At 39.5% G+C, this 18,305-nt stretch carries 16 protein-coding genes and 1 tRNA gene; 10 read left to right on the top strand and 7 right to left on the bottom strand.

Annotated elements, in window-relative coordinates; translation table 11 throughout:
* Positions 1-42 precede the first annotated feature (42 nt).
* Both JKG64_RS02340 and rpe read right to left on the bottom strand, forming a co-directional pair.
* Positions 43-2,805, bottom strand: coding sequence for a bifunctional aconitate hydratase 2/2-methylisocitrate dehydratase (locus tag JKG64_RS02340; protein WP_210352734.1), 2,763 nt, complete (start codon positions 2,803-2,805; stop codon positions 43-45).
* 379 nt (positions 2,806-3,184) lie between these two features.
* On the bottom strand, positions 3,185-3,865 hold the full coding sequence (gene rpe / locus JKG64_RS02335) for a ribulose-phosphate 3-epimerase (protein WP_210352733.1): 681 nt from the start codon (positions 3,863-3,865) through the stop codon (positions 3,185-3,187).
* A 164-nt stretch (positions 3,866-4,029) separates the two neighbouring features.
* On the opposite strand from rpe, the gene JKG64_RS02330 reads away from it, so the two are divergent.
* The 6 genes from JKG64_RS02330 (at position 4,030) to JKG64_RS02305 (ending at position 10,238) form a co-directional block, all read left to right on the top strand.
* A complete protein-coding gene (locus tag JKG64_RS02330; protein WP_210352732.1) occupies positions 4,030-6,168 on the top strand; it encodes an HD family phosphohydrolase in 2,139 nt (712 codons plus the stop codon).
* A gap of 109 nt (positions 6,169-6,277) precedes the next feature.
* A tRNA-Ser gene (locus tag JKG64_RS02325) sits at positions 6,278-6,364 on the top strand.
* A gap of 262 nt (positions 6,365-6,626) precedes the next feature.
* Positions 6,627-7,460: a hypothetical protein gene (locus JKG64_RS02320; RefSeq protein WP_210352731.1), complete on the top strand. Its 834-nt coding sequence runs from the start codon at positions 6,627-6,629 to the stop codon at positions 7,458-7,460.
* A 254-nt stretch (positions 7,461-7,714) separates the two neighbouring features.
* Entirely contained in the window at positions 7,715-8,866 is a 1,152-nt protein-coding gene (locus JKG64_RS02315; protein ID WP_210352730.1) for a hypothetical protein, read from the top strand.
* A 17-nt stretch (positions 8,867-8,883) separates the two neighbouring features.
* Positions 8,884-9,507 carry a hypothetical protein gene (locus tag JKG64_RS02310; protein ID WP_210352729.1) on the top strand — a complete coding sequence of 208 codons (624 nt, stop codon included), beginning with the start codon at positions 8,884-8,886 and terminating at the stop codon, positions 9,505-9,507.
* Positions 9,508-9,734: 227 nt separating this feature from the next.
* Positions 9,735-10,238, top strand: coding sequence for an SRPBCC family protein (locus tag JKG64_RS02305; protein WP_210352728.1), 504 nt, complete (start codon positions 9,735-9,737; stop codon positions 10,236-10,238).
* A gap of 11 nt (positions 10,239-10,249) precedes the next feature.
* Here JKG64_RS02305 and JKG64_RS02300 read toward each other — a convergent pair whose 3' ends face one another.
* Entirely contained in the window at positions 10,250-10,660 is a 411-nt protein-coding gene (locus JKG64_RS02300) for a DoxX family membrane protein (protein ID WP_246512460.1), read from the bottom strand.
* A gap of 231 nt (positions 10,661-10,891) precedes the next feature.
* A complete protein-coding gene (locus JKG64_RS02295) occupies positions 10,892-11,575 on the bottom strand; it encodes a hypothetical protein (protein ID WP_210352727.1) in 684 nt (227 codons plus the stop codon).
* 87 nt (positions 11,576-11,662) lie between these two features.
* Here JKG64_RS02295 and JKG64_RS02290 point away from each other — a divergent pair, with 87 nt between their 5' ends.
* The 4 genes from JKG64_RS02290 (at position 11,663) to JKG64_RS02275 (ending at position 15,206) form a co-directional block, all read left to right on the top strand.
* Complete coding sequence (locus JKG64_RS02290; RefSeq protein WP_210352726.1) at positions 11,663-12,445, top strand: hypothetical protein; 783 nt, start codon at positions 11,663-11,665, stop codon at positions 12,443-12,445.
* Entirely contained in the window at positions 12,432-13,523 is a 1,092-nt protein-coding gene (locus JKG64_RS02285) for an SMI1/KNR4 family protein (RefSeq protein ID WP_210352725.1), read from the top strand. The genes JKG64_RS02290 and JKG64_RS02285 overlap by 14 nt, the downstream gene beginning before the upstream one ends.
* A gap of 114 nt (positions 13,524-13,637) precedes the next feature.
* Positions 13,638-14,171 (top strand): hypothetical protein, encoded by a 534-nt coding sequence (locus JKG64_RS02280; protein WP_210352724.1) that lies wholly within the window; start codon positions 13,638-13,640, stop codon positions 14,169-14,171.
* A gap of 252 nt (positions 14,172-14,423) precedes the next feature.
* Entirely contained in the window at positions 14,424-15,206 is a 783-nt protein-coding gene (locus JKG64_RS02275) for a hypothetical protein (protein ID WP_210352723.1), read from the top strand.
* A 105-nt stretch (positions 15,207-15,311) separates the two neighbouring features.
* Here the strand turns inward: JKG64_RS02275 and JKG64_RS02270 are convergent, their stop codons facing one another.
* From JKG64_RS02270 to JKG64_RS02260, 3 genes are read right to left on the bottom strand one after another with little or no spacing between them, the layout of a single operon-like run.
* Positions 15,312-16,058 (bottom strand): 6-phosphogluconolactonase, encoded by a 747-nt coding sequence (locus tag JKG64_RS02270; protein ID WP_210352722.1) that lies wholly within the window; start codon positions 16,056-16,058, stop codon positions 15,312-15,314.
* 43 nt (positions 16,059-16,101) lie between these two features.
* Positions 16,102-16,860 (bottom strand): glycoside hydrolase family 16 protein, encoded by a 759-nt coding sequence (locus JKG64_RS02265; RefSeq protein ID WP_210352721.1) that lies wholly within the window; start codon positions 16,858-16,860, stop codon positions 16,102-16,104.
* A gap of 1 nt (position 16,861) precedes the next feature.
* The gene (locus tag JKG64_RS02260; RefSeq protein WP_210352720.1) at positions 16,862-18,304 is read right to left on the bottom strand and encodes a CBM96 family carbohydrate-binding protein; all 1,443 of its coding nucleotides are present in this window, start codon (positions 18,302-18,304) and stop codon (positions 16,862-16,864) included.
* Between the last annotated feature and the right edge of the window lies 1 nt (position 18,305).

Below are 18,305 nucleotides of genomic sequence, written 5' to 3'. Positions count from 1 at the left end.
AATATTAATTTATGTTGATTTAATGACTATCTATATTATTTTTTACTTGGTAGTAACCGGCGTAAACTTTGTTAGGTTGATACCCTCTACAGCAGCTTTATACTCGCCAATATTAGGAATTCTTCCTAGTATCGCCGACAACACCACTACTGGAGTAGATGCCAATAAGGACTCTCCTTTTTTACCATCTCTATCTTCTACAACACGTCCTTGGAACAAACGGGTTGATGTCGCCATAACCGTATCTCCTTTTGCCGCTTTCTCCTGATTACCCATACACAGGTTACAACCTGGACGCTCTAGATACATGATGTTCTCATATTCTGTACGCGCTGTATTTTTGGGCAAAAGATCACTAAACTCAAATCCAGAATATTTCTGTAGGTATTCCCAATCGCCTTCTTCTTTCAGCTCGTCAATGATATTATAAGTAGGGGCTGCTACTACTAAAGGAGCTTTAAACTCTACTTTTCCAGTTTGCTTTTCTAAGTTCTTCAACATTTGAGAAACGATTTTTAAATCGTCCTTATGCACCATACAAGAACCCACAAAACCAAGGTCTACTTTTTTATCACCACCGTAGTATGTCAGGTCGCGAATGGTATCGTGTGTATAACGTTTAGAAACATCTGCATTATTCACATCTGGATCGGCAATCATTGGCTCTTCAATGATGTCCAAGTCGATAACCACCTCTGCATAATACTTCGCAGTAGCATCCGGAGTCAACGCTGGTTTTTCACCGGATTTAATTTCTGCGATTCTTTTGTTCGCTTTATCGATTAATCCTTGTAATACCTTATTATGATTATCCATTCCTTTGTCAATCATAATCTGGATACGCGACTTCGCAATCTCTAGGGACTGAATCAACGTGTCATTCTCAGAGATACAGATAGAAGCTTTTGCTTTCATTTCTGCCGTCCAGTCTGTAAATGTAAATGCCTGATCAGCTAACAAAGTACCGATGTGCACCTCGATGATTCTACCTTGGAATACGTTTTCACCTCCAAACTGCTGCAACATCTGCAATTGTGTAGCATGAACCACATCACGGAAATCCATGTGCTCTTTCATACTTCCTTTGAAGGTAACTTTTACCGACTCTGGAATTGGCATAGACGCCTCACCGGTAGCCAGCGCTAGCGCTACCGTACCCGAGTCAGCACCAAAAGCAACACCTTTGGACATTCTCGTATGCGAGTCACCACCTATGATAATAGCCCAGTCATCGATCGTAATATCATTCAATACCTTGTGGATTACATCCGTCATCGAATGGTAGCTATCCTTAGGGTCACGTGCAGTGATCAATCCGAAGTCATTCATAAACTTCATCAATTTAGGAATATTAGCCTGTGCCTTTTTATCCCAAACCGATGCTGTATGACAACCTGACTGATAAGCTCCATCCACGATAGGTGAAATCACCGTTGCGGCCATTGCTTCCAACTCCTGTGCAGTCATCAATCCTGTAGTATCTTGTGAACCAACAATATTGACCTCTACACGTACATCAGAACCTGCATGCAACACTTTGCCTGGAGTCACTCCTACCGCATTTCTATTAAAAATCTTCTCGACCGCTGTAAGTCCCTGTCCTTCGATAGAAATCTCTTTAGAAGGTGCGAATACCGCTGGTGCTTCGATATTTAATACTTTTGCAGCAAAAGTCTGTATCTTCTTACCAAAAACGATGGCGTAAGAACCTCCGGCTTTGATAAACTCCATCTTTTGAGGAGTCAATGCTTTTGCGATATCAATAAGTTCCTTATCGCCGTTATATAACTTCTTAGTTTTTGTATTGATGGTTAAAACAGTGCCTGTCTCTACCGAATACACCTGCTCTAAAACAGGCTCATTCTTTTCATTGCGAACTACTTCGCCGTTCTCATCGACTTTCTTTACCCAGTTTTTAAGGTCGATACCGATTCCACCAGTAACATCTACTGTAGTCAAGAATATCGGAGAGATACCATTTGTCCCCCCTACTATAGGTGCAATATTAACAAAAGGAACATAAGGGCTAGCTTGCTTACCCGTCCAAAGTGCAACGTTGTTGACACCAGACATACGCGACGACCCTACCCCCATTGTACCTTTCTCTGCCACGAGCATCACACTCTTATCTGGGTGTTGTGCTTGTAGTGCTTTGATCTGTTCCTGCGCTTCTGGCGTAATCATACATTTACCATGTAACTCACGGTCAGAACGCGAGTGCGCTTGGTTACCCGGAGAAAGTAAATCTGTAGAGATATCCCCTTCACCAGCAACAAATGTTACGATCTTAATCTCCTCAGCTACCTCCGGAAGTTTTGTAAAGAACTCCGCTTTCGCATAGCTTTCTAAAATATCCTTAGCAATTGCATTACCATTATTGTAAGCATCTTTCAAACGGGCGGTATCTGCTTCATACAAGAAAACCTGTGTTTTCAGTACATCAGCTGCTTTCTGAGCATTAGAAACATCTTCCCCTAAAGCAAAATCCAACAATACCTTTATCGATGGCCCACCTTTCATGTGAGACAAAAGCTCAAAGGCGAAATCTACCGTAATCTCTTCAACAGCAACATATCCCAGTATAATTTCTTTCAGGAATTCAGCTTTTACACCAGCTGCACTCGTTGTCCCTGGCAGGGTATTGTAAATAAACAATTGAAGCGAGTCCTTTCTATATTCATTCTCTGTGTCTTTAATCTGCTCGATTATCTGACTCAGTAGTTCTGCGCTATCTATTGGTTTTGGATGTAATCCTTGGTTTTTTCTTTCTTCAGTTTCTTGTAGGTACTCTTTATAAATGCTCATTATGCTTTTTTAATATATTTTCCGGACGTTATTTTTAATCGTAAAAAGACCGTCTGCTTTTCTGTTCGTGTATATTCTCAATAGGTTGTGGACGAGGCAATGACAATATATGCTATTTCGCACAAAATTGTTGACTTATTAAAAACAAACCAACCCTATCTATACAAAAATAGCAAAAATCAAGCTTTAAATATAATTTAAGCAACGCATTACATAATTTGGAATTATTCTAAACTCGCAAATCAATTTGAACTAAATTTTGGCGGAATAAAATAAGAAGGAAACCTCAAAAGGTCGGTTTGATAGCATAGATGACATAAAAAAAGGAGAATTTCGGTATACAAGAATTCTCCCTTCGGCTATATATTGCATTGTTCCTTTAGGCCATTTGGGCAGGATAACTAACGTTTTTCAATTGCTTTACCATTGTCGCTGGTTCTGATGCATTAAACACAAATGAACCCGCTACCAAAACATCGGCGCCAGCCTGTATCAACTCTCCGGCGTTATCAGTAGTCACTCCCCCATCCACTTCGATGAGCAGTCTATCGTTTACACCTGCGGCCAATGCGCGAAGCTCTTTGATTTTAGCATAGGTATTCTTAATGAATTTTTGTCCTCCGAAGCCTGGATTTACAGACATAATGCATACCACATCAATATCCTGGATCACATCTTTCAATAGCTGCACAGAGGTATGTGGATTGATCGCTACGCCAGCCTGACAGCCCAATTCCCTTATCGCCGACAGGGTACGGTGTAAATGAGTACACGCTTCGTAATGCACCGTAATAATAGATGCCCCACTATCTTTACATGTTTGAAGGTAACGGTCCGGATCAACAATCATCAGATGCACATCCAGTGGCTTGACCGCATACTTGGCAATCGCCTGCATAACAGGAAAACCAAAAGAAATATTTGGCACAAATACCCCATCCATAATATCGATATGAAACCAATCCGCCTCACTCTCGTTAACCATTGCAATATCTTTCTGAAGATTTGAAAAGTCCGCTGCTAGAATGGACGGCGCTATTAGGTGTTTATTTTCTGACATATTTCTAATTCATTAAACCATATACAAACCTAAATAAAATGGTTTGGATTCGCCAATGTAAAATCCCTTCCACCGCGCCCGTTCAAAAGGAGTAGATCAAACAGCCGTAAAAATGCCGAAGAATAGTTACTTTTGTTTACGTATTTAACTTAAAAAGGCAAAAGGTGGCAAAACTAAAGATAAACTACATAAACTCTAAACTAAATAGCAACTCTCTTATCTTTAGATATGGAATGGTTGTAACGACGGTTTTACTTATCTGTTTCTTTCTCCCCAAACAACCTCGCTTCGAGTACGAGTTTCAAAAAGGCAAACCCTGGAATCATGACAACCTTGTTTCTCCCTACAACTTTGCTGTACTTAAAACAAAGGAAGAACTCGACAAGGATAAACAACAGATACTCCGCACAGTGCAACCCATATATAACTTAAATACGGCTATCAACAAAGAGCAGACGGACCAGTTTACCACCGATTTGGCAGAGAAATGGCAGAGTAGCCAAATGGACACTGTCCCATCTTTGAAGATTGAAGAGTATAAAAAAACAGGTGTCGAGTTGTTGACTGCCATCTATAACCGCGGCGTACTCTCTCTGAACAACCGGTACCAAACGAAAGGTACGGAAACGGAAAAACTAAATGAGACCGATGCCAACTACAATTTTACACTGCTCAACGAGAATGTGGCCACACAAAAAAATACGGTCGATTGTTTCACCATAGAGATCGCGTATGATTTTGTTAAGCAGAGACTAGACCGTGACAAAGATATCAGTCAGAAAAAGTGGTTGATGGAGGTACTCAAGAACTACATTACCGTAAATCTTATTTATAACGAGTCGCTGACAGAGAAAGTCGAACAGACTGCCTTAGCCAATATCTCCAGCACCCGGGGTATGGTACAGAAAGGGGAGCTAATCGCTGAGCGGGACAAAATCGTAAACAACGACACCTATCAAAAACTGGAGTCTTTACGGAAGGTATTTGAGGACGAAGCCAAAATCACTGGTAATAAAAACTACGTAGCTACAGGGCAGTTCTTGCTTGTCGGCCTAGCCATGACACTCCTCATGGTATTCTTATACTATTTTAGACGGCAGATTTATGATAACAATCGGCTTTTGCTTATTATTTTCATCGTGATACTAGCTATGCTGGGCGTTCTTTCCTGGGCTATCAGTATGCGCATATCAAGCCTCTATTTTATCCCTTACTGTGGTGTACCTATCATCTTCCGGATCCTATTTGACACCCGTGTAGCGCTTAATATCCACTTACTAATGGTGCTTATAGCGGCACTTTTCGTGCCTAACAGTTACGATTTCGTGTTCTTGCAGTTTATGTCAGGCCTTGTAGCCATCTACAGCATTCGAACGATGGTCAAGCGTGAACAGTTCTTGATATCCAGCTTATTAATCCTAGCTACCTATATCATTGGTTATATCGGTTTGGTGCTGACACGCAATGGGTCGGTCAGTAATATCTACTGGAATGATATCACCCCATTCATCGTCAGTGTGGGGCTTACCTTATTGGCCTATCCGCTTATTTATGCCTTTGAGAAACTCTTCGGTATCGTATCCGACCTGACTTTGATGGAGCTGACTAATAGTAATTCAAAGCTATTGCGTGAGCTCTCCTTGAAAGCTCCCGGAACCTTCCAGCACTCGTTGCAGGTCGCCAACCTCGCTGAAGCAGCCGTGTATAAGATTGGAGGTAACCCTTTGCTGATTCGAGCTGGAGCCCTATACCACGATATTGGAAAAATGATCAATCCACTCTATTTTATAGAAAATCAAAAAAACGGTGTCAATCCTCATAAGGAACTGACCTCTGAACAGAGTGCACAGATTATCATTTCACACGTTATTAAAGGCATAGAGATCGCCAAGCGTAATCTATTGCCAGAGGTTATTATTGACTTTATCAAAACCCACCACGGGACTACTCGGGTAGATTATTTCTATAATGAATTCATTCGGGACAACCCAGACAAACTAGTAGATGAAACAATCTTCCATTACCCTGGCCCTATCCCCTTTTCTAAAGAGACTGCAGTACTGATGATGGCAGACTCGGTAGAAGCGGCGGCCAGAGCCCTAAAAGAACCGACAAAAGATTCAATAAGCGGTCTTGTCGACAAGATTATTGAGCACAAACTTATGCAAAAGCAGTTCGAAAATGCCAACATTACAATGAAAGATATTAGCGATGTCGCTCATATCTTCAAAAGCATGTTGATGAGCATCTATCATGTGCGTATAGATTACGATTTGAGCAAGAAAAAAGATGTTTTACAATAAATAAATGAGCCTCAATAGGTTAATCTCTAAAGGCAGAAAAATATCAAAAAAACAGCATTTAAAATTTGTATAATGGTTTTTTTGCCTTATGTTTGCAGTGTCGAAACAGGGAGAGATGCCTGAGTGGCCGAAAGGAACAGTTTGCTAAACTGTCGTACTGGAAACGGTACCGTGGGTTCGAATCCCACTCTCTCCGCTAAGACTTTTAAAAGAGTTCAACCAAAGTTGAGCTCTTTTTTTATTTCCAAACCTACACCATAGCAATACACTTTCTTATTTCGCGGGATCAAGGGATGAGAACCCACAAGGTTCGATTCGAAGAAGGTTTAGGGCTGTGCTGGGTCATAGTGGGGCTAAACCAATCCCACTCTCTCCGCTAAGACCAAAAAAGTTCAACGAAAGTTGGACTTTTTTTCGTTTATGGCATATTTTCGTAAATTCAATAGAAAATATTCATAATGGAATTATTAAAGAAAATTGTAAATAGACTTAACATAGATACTAATCTCCAAAATTTAATTTTCAAAAAAGTTGCCATCCCCTATCATGACGATTATAATTCTGTTGATCAATACTGGTATCAGCATCCTCCATGTCTCATTCCTTTGTTTTTAGGGCACGGAGCATCCTATAAGGGGATTATTAATCATTTTTTCTTAGACAGAAAGAAAACTTTTGTGGAATTAGATTTAGAATACGGTTCAATAATTGAAACTGCATTTAATTTTAAACAACTTTCAGTTTATCTGATTTTGCCAATGATTATGTCTGATGAAGGTCTTACGGAGGAAACTATTGAATTCGCTAGCAAAATAGATTTTTACGAATATCAAGAATTGGATGATTTTTCCATTAAATATGGAGATAATACTGACTATTTTGATGAACTAGTTTATTTCAAAAATAATTTGCCCTTAAATATAATCAAAGATATGAAAACATATCAAGGGGATTTTCCTTCATCATATGACAATCTTAATGAATCACAACTTATAAACTCATGTTTATTTGAAATCTCATCTGCCACATACGAAACCATAAAGAACAGAATGGATACACCAAAATGGTTGATTAAGGAGACGGATAAAAAACAATTGTTTGAAAATTATATATTAAACAACCAATTAAAAGAAGCATGGCTCACATTAAATAGTAAGGGCTGGCTTCTAAAAGATGTTGCCGAAGGTTTAGAAACATTAAAGTCTAAAACTAATGATGAACTATTTTATTTAGTGGCAGATCATTGGATTACGGGATGGAAAAATTCAAGTTTCTTAGAAGGTAATTATTAGTACATTTTGACTCCATATAATTTTCCAGATTATATAGCAATATAGTTTTAATAGAGCGCATTTTATTAGATACAAATATGATTACGGAGCCCTTGAAATGTAAAAAGGAATAAATTTGCGAAGAGTGTGGGAACAGAACTTATTATCGATCTACCAATAAGGACTGTCTCTCATCTCCTTGCCGCCTTAAAAAAATGGAATAATAATTGGTATAAGGTCAGAAGAAAAGACAATCGTATACTAATAATAAACTTATGAACCTTTACTTATCCCTTTTTGTACTCCTATTTGCTGTAAGCTCCTGTAAGAAAATTGAAAAAGTAGACCTCGCTGCCCTTGCATTAAATGAGCCCATACATAACGTATACAACACAAACGACACCGTATTGATCGGTGTAGAAACTATAGAGTATCCTTATGATCTTATATTAGAAGTAATAACCCCTGGCAAGTATAGCTATGGTGATATCGATCTAAAAGGAAGTCGGGTCTTATTCTTAATCAATGCTGAATCCTTAAAAACCGATAGCATAACGCGGTTTGGGGGTGCGCATTATGATATGGCTACTTTAAGCGATAGCAATAAACTTCAGGATAATTTAACAAAGTATAAGGCTGACACAAATATCTATGGTGTTCGGATTGAGATGGGAAGCCCAGAGCTAAAGACTGCACTCTTGAATAAGCTAGAATCCAAGTATGGTAAAGGCACCAAAAATCCCAATACCGATAATGGGCAGTACTGGAATGTCAAGGCCGAGAATAAGCTTATTCTCTTTGCTCCGGATTACGATAGGCTTATCATTATCAACAATACCCATCTATCCAAAACCTGCTATTGGGATAGCTTCAATGGCATGATCGATCTGGGAGGTTGTGATCAGGAGAAATACCTACAATCCCTCGTCAGAAACGCAACTAAACCCGAAGACGTTCAAAACAAACCTCAGATTACCATCGATAAAGACTGGAACATCAATAAACTCATTATAGGTACATCGACAGAAGAAGACATCAAGAGTTTCCCATCACATAACAGCTTTGAGCGTCTAGAAGAATACGATGGAGCAAGTGCTGCATTAAAGCAGGTCTACTATCAGGACAAGTACCACGATATTTATTTCTTTTTCTCCCCCAGCAAGACCAATCCTGAAAACCCTAAAGAGAATATTCTTCAGGGGTATTCTGTTACCGACTTTAAGAAGGTAGAAATCTCCTTTGATGGTCCATTAAAACCCGGTACGACATGGGAAGAAGCAATCAAACTATTTGATTCGAAAAAAATCCTAAATTATGCCGATTTAAAAATCTCAAACTACCTAGAGATTGACCACGGCCTCTACAAGGTCACGCTGACATTTGATGAAAACAAGCAGTTTTCCGCTATTTATTTCTCGAACAAATAATCTTCAATCTTGATCATATGAAAACAACGACCATATCAAAAACAATTTTTACCGCCCTTACCTTATTCTTGTTTTTTTCCTGCATTAGAGCCGGTGATAATAAATTCGTTGGGTATTGGGTTATCGCGGGCCATGATTACGCTGAAGTAGTCGAGATCAAGCAAATCGACTCCGTATACTATGTTAAGAATCGGGATTTTGAACTACCTGCTGTATACGATAAGCCAAACTCCACCTTAACATCCGCACTTATTGTTGAATCGGACAGCGTCCCCATCCTATTAGTGCTATCAGAAGATCCGAAGAAAATGACGATGCACACCGAAAAGCACGTTTTAAACTATGTGAAGATCAGCAAAAGTGAGGCGGAAAAGCAAGAAAAGAAAGTCGACCAATACTGTAATCCAGACTTCTTTATCGGACGCTGGGAACGCGTTGATATGGAAGGTAACCATGAAATCAAAAAAGAGGGAGATACCTACTACTATGTCACCAATCGGTATACAAAAAAAATGAGCTACAATGCGTTCAACCATATTCTTTCCTGCGATCTCGGAGTGGGTATTTTAACATTCCAACGCAGCGGCGAAAATGAGATTAAAGCCTTTGGAATAAATACTTATCGCAAAGTTTCTCCATAACGACCGACTGTCGTTATGGACCAAAATCAGCAACTTACTGAGTTTAAAGGCTATCTTCCCTCTTGTCCTATGACAAGTAATTCCCTTAAAGTTGTGAGACTAGATGACCGTACTTATCTTTAATATAAAGAGTTTCAGCCTTACAACACAGAAGACTGTTTCAGGCCTCAGGCAATGTGAAACTCCGTCATTTGGACAGCTTATTGAAAAAGACAAAAAACACAGCTATGAAAAGCAATTTATTATTTGACTACACCGTCAATAAAAATGAAAAAACAATCCGTATGGTACGTGAGTTTGAGGCAGGCCTCCAACTGGTATGGGACGCATGGACAAAAGCCACGCTATTGGATCAATGGTGGGGCCCGGAACCCTATCGCGCGGAAACGAAAGTAATGGATTTTCGAGTCGGTGGTTATTGGCTCTATGCTATGGTAAGCCCAGAAGGTGACAAACATTGGGGTAAAGCGGATTTCGTCTCCATCGAAAACGAAAAATCATTCACTATGAAGGGGGGATTCTCGGACGAAAATGGTGTACTGAACCTAGATTTTCCGCAAAATGAATGGCAGAACACCTTCATCCCAAAAGATAATGGTGTAAGAGTTGAAATTCTATTGACCTACAATTCAGTAAAAGATTTGGAAGCGGAAATTGAAATGGGCTTTTTGGAAGGTATGTCCGTAGACTTTCAGCAACTGGATGCATTGTTACCAAAATTGAAGGTCTGATTTCACTTCTATCACTTCGAATACTCGTGCTGTGTAGCCAATAAAAAAGCGGCTGCACTTCCTATCCATACGGAATAGTCAAGGGGCGCCTTAGGTCCCAATGCTATCGTCATCGAGATTGCAAAAAGCGCTAACAGCAGACTACTCCCATACGCTGCAATCCGAACCTTATAGCCCAGCATCAGCATCAATGGCAAGAGCAGTTCTAAGCCCGTGGCGATGTAAGCAGCCAATGTACTTAACACCTCTGGCAGGAAAAAAGTTAGTTTCCGAGTGTATATTATAAAGGTGTCCATATCTCCCCAAGAGGAATAGGCTTTCGCCCAGAGTCCTAGCCTATCGGCTACAGCAGAAAGCATGGTCACCGAAAGTGCGGTTCTCAAAAACAACTGTGAAAATCTAGCGGATATATTTTTCATCATTCTGAATTTTAAACTAATATGAAGTTCTCATTTATTTTGCAAAGAAATCTTGAACTGGTTCAAAAAAATGCATTTCCTATCTATCCCCCAAGCCTTAAAGAAAGTTAATGGTATTAAAAGAAGATAAAGAAGGTGTTTACGATGGACATATAAAGCTGTTTTTCAAAAACGGGAAAGTATACTTTATGCATTGGTGGTTCCCTTGTTAAATTGACAGCACTACTTAAAAAACTACTTCATTTTCAAAATTCCAAAACGAGCTTGGTAAAAATATTTTGGGCTACTGTTAATACGATAACATTCATTGCCTAAGCTCTTGAATTTTTGTCCTTCCAGTTCATAGTAAAACATCTTATGAAAACTAGGTATCCGACCGTTCGTCCATCTGTAAACGATACTTTCATCAAATTCTGGTAGCTCCTGCTCTAATTTGATTGACTGCTGCTCCATATCTGTAAATGCATTTCCAATGCTAGCACTATCCAGTATTTTCTTCTTCGAATAGCTAGGAGCGACATAGAGCACATTATTCACTATGATATTACGGCTTTTATCCATCAAGATGGTTGAAGCCGAGCCAACCGTATCCGATAGATAGGTTTTACCATTGTAAACATTCTTAATGCGGATTTCATTTTTTACGGTATAGTTGGCAGGAGTCTTATGATCTTCTTCAATCGCTACGGGCTGGAAAACAGAAAGCTGTCTTTTCGAATAATAAAGAGAGTCCGTTAACATTGCTAGCGTATGCATTACAGCCGAATCCCGTTCCTCCACCTGCAATACTTTGTTTACTGCAATCAATTCTTCAAGAGTAGATACTTCAGGGTTTCTGTCCTCTCTACCGACAAGAGAACAGGAATGAAAGAAGGTAATAACTGAAAGCATAAGAATGACAACAACTAGCTTTTTCATCGTTTGTTATATTTGATTACTATGCGATCTAAAATCAAACCAAATATCACGAAATATTTTTATATTGATTTATAAACACAACTACGAATGAAAAAATACCTCCCTGTTTTTACTACAAACGATTTGATAACAGATGAAAAGTGGGCAACATTAAGAACATTTATCGAAAGCTGGTATGATTTTGAAATTCCTAATACAGCATATCAACACCAATTGACAGAACTTGAGAACGCTTTGCCTTTTGCATTACCCCTATCTGCTGAAAGATTCTTTATCCTAGCAAATCAACTTCAGAACACGGAACACCTATACCCGCAGAGTGGACAAAAGACCAATAAATTTTCAAGCATTTTCAGAGACGGTCTAGATATTTCATTTCTCGAAGAGCACCATGCCTTATCGCTATTAATCCAAGCTGAACAAGACATTTATTGGGCAATTGAAACAAGAGATTTTAAAGAAGAGAATCCAAAAGTACATTCCTACTTCTTAAATTACGACAACGATAATGGCGATTTCGAACGTTATGGCACTCCATATTCTTCTGTTACTTCATTTGTGTTAAAGCATATGCTTACGTATCTAAATAATTGCAGTAGTTTTGGAATGCAAATTGAGAATACTGCATTGTTTAGAGAAAAGATTAAGTCGAGTTTTAAAAATCATATTTTTTATGACGGGATAGAATTATTTGAAGACGAAAACTTGATCGCATTTATCGATGAAGATTTATTTGACGACGGCAGTTTTTACTTTCGTTTGCACTTGAAAGATAATCGGGAAATCGAAAGCTTACCGGAAGCAATTATCGACATTCTGAAAAATAGAAAGGGAGGCTGGACTTCCAACAGATTTAATGAATTTTCTTAAAAACGATTATCAACAGCAGTTTGAGAACATCCTTATGACAGATAAAAACTTAGAAAAATTACGACAGCAAATAATTGATGAAACAGATGGAGTCAAATTTTCCAAGCTGATAGAGAAACTAAAGAAAAAGTATGCATCGATTGACACGAGCTATGTTTTGGATATCTTGACAGATTACGCAAAGCATGGACAAATCTTGCACTGGCGAAATTTTCTGCTACCAGATATTATAAAGCTGGTTGGCGACAGTGAGACGGAGTATATCACTTTTTTCGAGTGGTGCATTACACAACCTGAGCTCATATATTGGGGGATTGATGGACTCCTAAAGACCCAAGGGAAAGAATGTTTCTCCGCATTGATCGAACTGGCAAAAAACGAAAGCCTAAACACCCCAATCCGTGCCAAAGCAATAAAAAGTATTTCAATATACAGCAAACAGCCCTTTGATCGCGACTTGCCCAAAGATCCGGGCTATTGGAAAACAGAAGATTTAAGAATCGTGGAAATCGAAGCCTGGCAGAAAAATGGTTATCAAAATGGAAAAGGTTACGCTAAACCAAAGACCCACCCTTCATTAGAAGATCCCAAAACGGAACTTGAAAAAACAGTCTCAAAATTTAACAGGAAACTGGAAGCGAAGCGAAATAAAAACCAGGATTTATCCAACCCCACAAATTGGCTGGTCATTGCAGACCAAACCGACTTATTGAGCATCGCCGAAAGATGGAATTTGCCCGAAACCTATAGACTGTTTCTGTCAAACTATTCACCGCTACACGTTCACATCGACAGCAAAAAATACTTTCAAGGTTTACATCTCTATGGAGCATCTGAGTTGCTAAAAAGACAGGAAGGATATTCCTTTAATCCGGTAACAAATCAAATCATAGACGAATGGCCTAAAAACCTCGTTGTCATTGCTGACGCAGGAGCCGACCCATATTGTATAGACCTTAGTCAAATTAAAGAGAATGATGCCCCTGTCTACAAAAGCACACACGGAACTGGAGTATGGGAATTTGAGTTGTATACAGACAGTTTTTTGATTTTTTTAAAAGAAATTGCCGGAGCATAATCCACTTAACGTTCCTATTAACTGCTATACCCGATGGTGCTCACCTCTATTCCCATAGTTGAGATGAGCACTTTTTGGAACATGCTTTGCTAAATAAAATAGAAAACCTTTATCATGAAAAGAAAACCGCTGACTTTATTGGAGAAGACATTGTTGAGCCTGATCGCAGGTATACTCCTGATCATGCTCAGTGACTTGCTATTGCGTTATTTTTTTGATATCAGTCTGGAAATCGGATATTTGATCCTCCCCTTTGCCGGAATAGGACTGATCAATCTGTTTGTATTCTTTCCAAGAAAGAAACTTCTCACAGGGACGCTTCTAGCAATAATAGGCGGTTTTGTACTGATTTCTTACAATCTGACAAAAGACGACACTTCTGGCGGATCCTTAATAGTTAATAGCGAATACAGCATTCGAGTAACTCCGCACAGCTACAGGATAGTCAAGCACTATCCTTTTGCAGAAAAAGTAATCGGAAGAAAAAAAACAGCTATATTTTTCAATCCCAATTCAAAGATGGGATTTGATAGTGGCTATCAGACCAGATTGCTCAGGGAAACCTCCGACAGCCTTTATATGGAAATCAACTCCAAAACTCACCGGCTTGACACCGTAAAAAAGACAAGTCTGTGGGAGAAAAATTAAAGCCCTCTATAACTATTCATACCTCGAGGTTCTCACTAATCCAAATCGACTTGAATTCCTGAGTCTCAACAATATCATTATACAGGTATTATGTAGGTGTTATGTAAGCGTTATGTAGGTATTATGTATCTCAAAACATCTGCTTATTACTTAGGTAACTTACGGAATACAGACCCGCTGTCAATACATATTATTCTTAATTACAACACTTTATTACTATCTTTAATACGTAACCAATAAAAAACGAGATAGATGGCATTCCAAAAAGGTAATATCAAATTAGAAGGCAATATCGGTGATTTGAATTTCTATAAGAGTGGTGATCAGTATAAGGTGAGGCAAAAATCGGCCAAAAAGACTAAGGGAGAAATTTCCAACCTCGCCCCTAGGTCAAAAGAGAATTCCCATGAATTCGGTTGTGCGAGCTCGTTCTCCAAAAATCTACGCGATGCTTTTAAAAATGCTATTGGTCAACACTATCAACTGTTTCAGGAATCGTCAAACCTTAATGGTATTGTTAAACGAATCAATTTGATTGTAAAAGCAGACGAGATAAGTGAAAGAGGACATAGAAAAGTTTTACCACATAATCTAATGCTCTTACAAAATTTCAGTTTCAATGGCAATGCTTCGTTGAAAGATACCGTACTTATACCTATAGACGTTAGCTATATTAAAGATAGACAGAAAATCAACGTTACAATTCCTAATTTGCGACCAGAAGTTCATCTAGACCTTCCTAAAGGTATAGACTCATTTATGGTGCATGCGATTCTGTTCGATATAGATCATCTGGATATGACTATATCTACTGAATATATCTACAGCGAACTTCTTTCCTATCATGCCCCCTCACCTTTGATACAGTTAAATACTGTTAAAGAATACGACTTTACCAAAGCTAAGACCTTAATGGTAGCTATCGGAGTCTCTTTATACAAAAGAACCGCTGGATACCCAGTACCTCAAATCAGCCCAAACCTAAACTGCTTTGACATTGTTAAACTCTATTCGCCGGCAACATCGATTCAATAAAACTTTCATGATTCATTAGAGCTACTGACAGACGCTTTTAAGATAAAAATGCACAGCCCCGAAGAACTATGCATTTAACTTAAAAAACAGATTTAAACTTGAAACTTATACTTTTGGACAGGCCGCTTTATCAAAAAAGAACTGACAATCGGTATGTTCCCGCAATATTGTAGATGGCCAAAGCGTACTTATTTCGGAGGACAAGGTATGCTTTACTGCTTCGGCCTTATGCTCCCCAACGACCACACAGTACAAACTGGAAGCCTTCATAATGGTAGGTATAGTCAATGTCAATGCATGAGTCGGCACTTCTTTGATCTCAGCAAAACAACCATCAATAACCTGTTGCATGCGGCACACCTGATCAAGCTCGACTTCTTTGATCACCTGTTGATCGTCAAAATCTGCAACAGGCGGATCATTGAAAGCAATATGTCCATTCTGACCTATACCGAGACACACTACATCAATAGGCTTCTCAGCTATAAGTGCCGTAACACGCACTAACTCCTCATCTACAGTAGCAGAAGGATTAATAAAATACTTAGCCTTAGGTGTCACAAACTTAAAAAGTGTGTCCTCCAGATAATTTGAAAATGCCTGCTTAGCACCATTGGGCAAGCCAATATATTCATCCATATTAAAGGCTACAATCTTAGACCAATCAATCTCTTTGGACTGAGTCAGATAGCCCAATATATAATCCTGCGAAGGAGCGGCCGCAAAAATAACACGTATCTCATCCTGCGATGCCTGCAATTCTAACAATTTAGCTTCGACGGCTCTTCCTGCCTTCTCACCTGCCTCACGAGCTGTCTCGGAAATATCAACTCTCAAATTTTCTAAAAGCATATTTATACCTATTTATTAAAAAGAATAACAACAATACAACACCTTAAACCGATACCTGAGCAGCTGTAAAACGCACGCTGTCAATTACGATTTCCTGGTCTTTTAAATCGGAAGGCATCTGCCCCTTGAAAAGCCATAAATTCAATTTTAGCTTCTCCTCTTTCATCGTAGGAACATGCCCCCCTTCGTAATTCCATTGGTGAATAACCTGCTCTCCGCCATGGTCATCCTTGTAGCTACTCTTAAAAAGAATGCGTTTGGTCTGCCAATCAAAAGAGTGTGTAGTCTGTCCAATGCCAGGGAGTATATCGAATCGTTCCTTATTCCCGACGACGGTAGAGGGCTGTGATGCAAACTGGGAATTCTGATTATTGGCAATCGACCATTTCGAAAACTCGATATCAATCTCCTCTTCGTCATTCAGATAAGTAAAGAGTCCCGCAACTACGTTCTTATCGAGTGTCGTAATATCCGAGTTGACGTAGAAAGTATACTTACCATATCCAAATGAATGTCTAGAAGTAATCCCTGAGCAGTACCAATAACCTCCTTCTTGGCGCACCTTCAAATGCAATCTCCCCTTATCATCGATCCACACATTTTTGTCCGAGGCCGAAAATAAATTTGGCCCCGGCCCTTCTTTTTTCTCTTTGCTCGCACGCACTACCCAGTCTATCCCTGAAAACTGGATAACCCGGTCGGTAGGAACTACAGGAGGATCTATGTCGGATGAAGAGCTACTACAGTTTATAAACAACAGTACAACAGCAAATAGATAGAATACCCGATTTTTGTTTCCCATACTATTTTGCGGTGATATTGATTTTAAGATTCTCTAATACAGCTCCGGCTTTATCTCTAGCAGTCAACACCAAAGCGCCGGCTCCCACAGTCTGACCGTCATGAATAAAGACCATATTCTTCAAATCAAGATCAAGTTGCGTAAAGCGGCTTCCTTTTTTCAGGACCTCAGCGCCTTTGATCAACCAGCCAAAAGCTGTTAACTCTTCGACCGTATAGATGATATCTCCAGCCGAAGCACCGCTGACAAGTAAGTTCTCATTGGATAGGACATACATACCGCCGTTCTCGACTTCAAAATCGTTCTTACCTTCCAGCACAAGCTGACTATTACCACTAGCCAATGTAGCAATCAGCATCGGTGTAGCTAGGGTTGCATGTTCTTTAGATCCAAACTCGTCGGTCTCATCAGATTTTGCCTGCCCATCGACCATATACGATTTCAATCCTGTTGGATTTGCTGCTTTATAGTAATCGGTGAGGTCAAACTTAAAGATGCTGATCTTGCTTGTTCTGATAGAGGCAATACGTGGCGTCGTCGGAAATACTGCATTGTTAAAGTTGAGCGATGCTTCTTTCCAATCGGTACTCGGAGTTTCGAATAGATTAAGGTCTACCCCCTTAGCCGCCGTAAAACTTACAGCCAACTCTAATCGAAGGTCGGTGACTACACCGTCTTTCTTAAAGTCATTGTAATCGAACATCAGGAAGGTCTTACGATCGTAATCTCCATTGTCGGTTACATTTTTTGTTTTCAGCAAGGGCTCCAACCCAAAGTTTTTATTAGACTCAGCACCACCATTTACAAAGGCATCTTGCTTCACAAAAATGGTATCCCGGACTAAATTAGGGTTTTCAGCATTCGCATCTCCTGTCGGAGCAGAATAAAACACGACGAAATTCACAACGTGCATCACACTGTTGTTCGGTACCAGATTGGACGTACGAATCTGCCACTGTCTGTTGGTTCCCTCATTGATAAGACCGACATAAGTACTGCTATGGGACAGATACATGATCTGCCCATTCTCCGTATCATAAGCTATAGGTCTATTACTCGGTGCCAGGTCGGGATTATTAAAATTGACTTCAGCCTTTACCGTATGATAACGTAATACATTCTTCAAAATAGGAAGTGGAATCGCCGCAATCGAACTATAGCCGTTTTCCTTAAGGTAGGTCCTGAAAGCTTGATTGTTTGGAGCAATAAACGTTCTTCTTCCCCCTTCCTCATACATCGTCTGAAATTGAGTCCGTTCGATAGCCTCATTGAGCAGCGACAGTGAATCGTTGCTTTTAATATACGCCATAGCCGACATATTCAGCTTGCTATTATCAGGGGTATGGTCATAGTCAAAGCTCTCTTGGATTTCGCAACTAAATAAGGAGACCAACATACTTATTCCCATCAGGAAACTCGTAATTGTATATTTTATCTTTCTCATA

The sequence above is a fragment of the Sphingobacterium tabacisoli genome (assembly GCF_017908035.1).
GTDB lineage: Bacteria > Bacteroidota > Bacteroidia > Sphingobacteriales > Sphingobacteriaceae > Sphingobacterium > Sphingobacterium tabacisoli.
Note: the sequence above shows the minus strand (reverse complement) of the source record. Positions and strands in the feature narration are given on the sequence as shown.

What these genes read in the sequence shown, in the direction of transcription:
- rpe (WP_210352733.1), bottom strand. Translation starts at nt 3,865, where the DNA reads ATGTCAGAAAATAAACACCTAATAGCGCCGTCCATTCTAGCAGCGGAC.
- JKG64_RS02340 (WP_210352734.1), bottom strand. Translation starts at nt 2,805, where the DNA reads ATGAGCATTTATAAAGAGTACCTACAAGAAACTGAAGAAAGAAAAAAC.
- JKG64_RS02260 (WP_210352720.1), bottom strand. Translation starts at nt 18,304, where the DNA reads ATGAGAAAGATAAAATATACAATTACGAGTTTCCTGATGGGAATAAGT.
- JKG64_RS02295 (WP_210352727.1), bottom strand. Translation starts at nt 11,575, where the DNA reads ATGAAAAAGCTAGTTGTTGTCATTCTTATGCTTTCAGTTATTACCTTC.
- JKG64_RS02315 (WP_210352730.1), top strand. Translation starts at nt 7,715, where the DNA reads ATGAACCTTTACTTATCCCTTTTTGTACTCCTATTTGCTGTAAGCTCC.
- JKG64_RS02280 (WP_210352724.1), top strand. Translation starts at nt 13,638, where the DNA reads ATGAAAAGAAAACCGCTGACTTTATTGGAGAAGACATTGTTGAGCCTG.
- JKG64_RS02275 (WP_210352723.1), top strand. Translation starts at nt 14,424, where the DNA reads ATGGCATTCCAAAAAGGTAATATCAAATTAGAAGGCAATATCGGTGAT.
- JKG64_RS02290 (WP_210352726.1), top strand. Translation starts at nt 11,663, where the DNA reads ATGAAAAAATACCTCCCTGTTTTTACTACAAACGATTTGATAACAGAT.
- JKG64_RS02305 (WP_210352728.1), top strand. Translation starts at nt 9,735, where the DNA reads ATGAAAAGCAATTTATTATTTGACTACACCGTCAATAAAAATGAAAAA.
- JKG64_RS02310 (WP_210352729.1), top strand. Translation starts at nt 8,884, where the DNA reads ATGAAAACAACGACCATATCAAAAACAATTTTTACCGCCCTTACCTTA.
- JKG64_RS02285 (WP_210352725.1), top strand. Translation starts at nt 12,432, where the DNA reads ATGAATTTTCTTAAAAACGATTATCAACAGCAGTTTGAGAACATCCTT.
- JKG64_RS02265 (WP_210352721.1), bottom strand. Translation starts at nt 16,860, where the DNA reads ATGGGAAACAAAAATCGGGTATTCTATCTATTTGCTGTTGTACTGTTG.
- JKG64_RS02270 (WP_210352722.1), bottom strand. Translation starts at nt 16,058, where the DNA reads ATGCTTTTAGAAAATTTGAGAGTTGATATTTCCGAGACAGCTCGTGAG.
- JKG64_RS02320 (WP_210352731.1), top strand. Translation starts at nt 6,627, where the DNA reads ATGGAATTATTAAAGAAAATTGTAAATAGACTTAACATAGATACTAAT.
- JKG64_RS02300 (WP_246512460.1), bottom strand. Translation starts at nt 10,660, where the DNA reads ATGATGAAAAATATATCCGCTAGATTTTCACAGTTGTTTTTGAGAACC.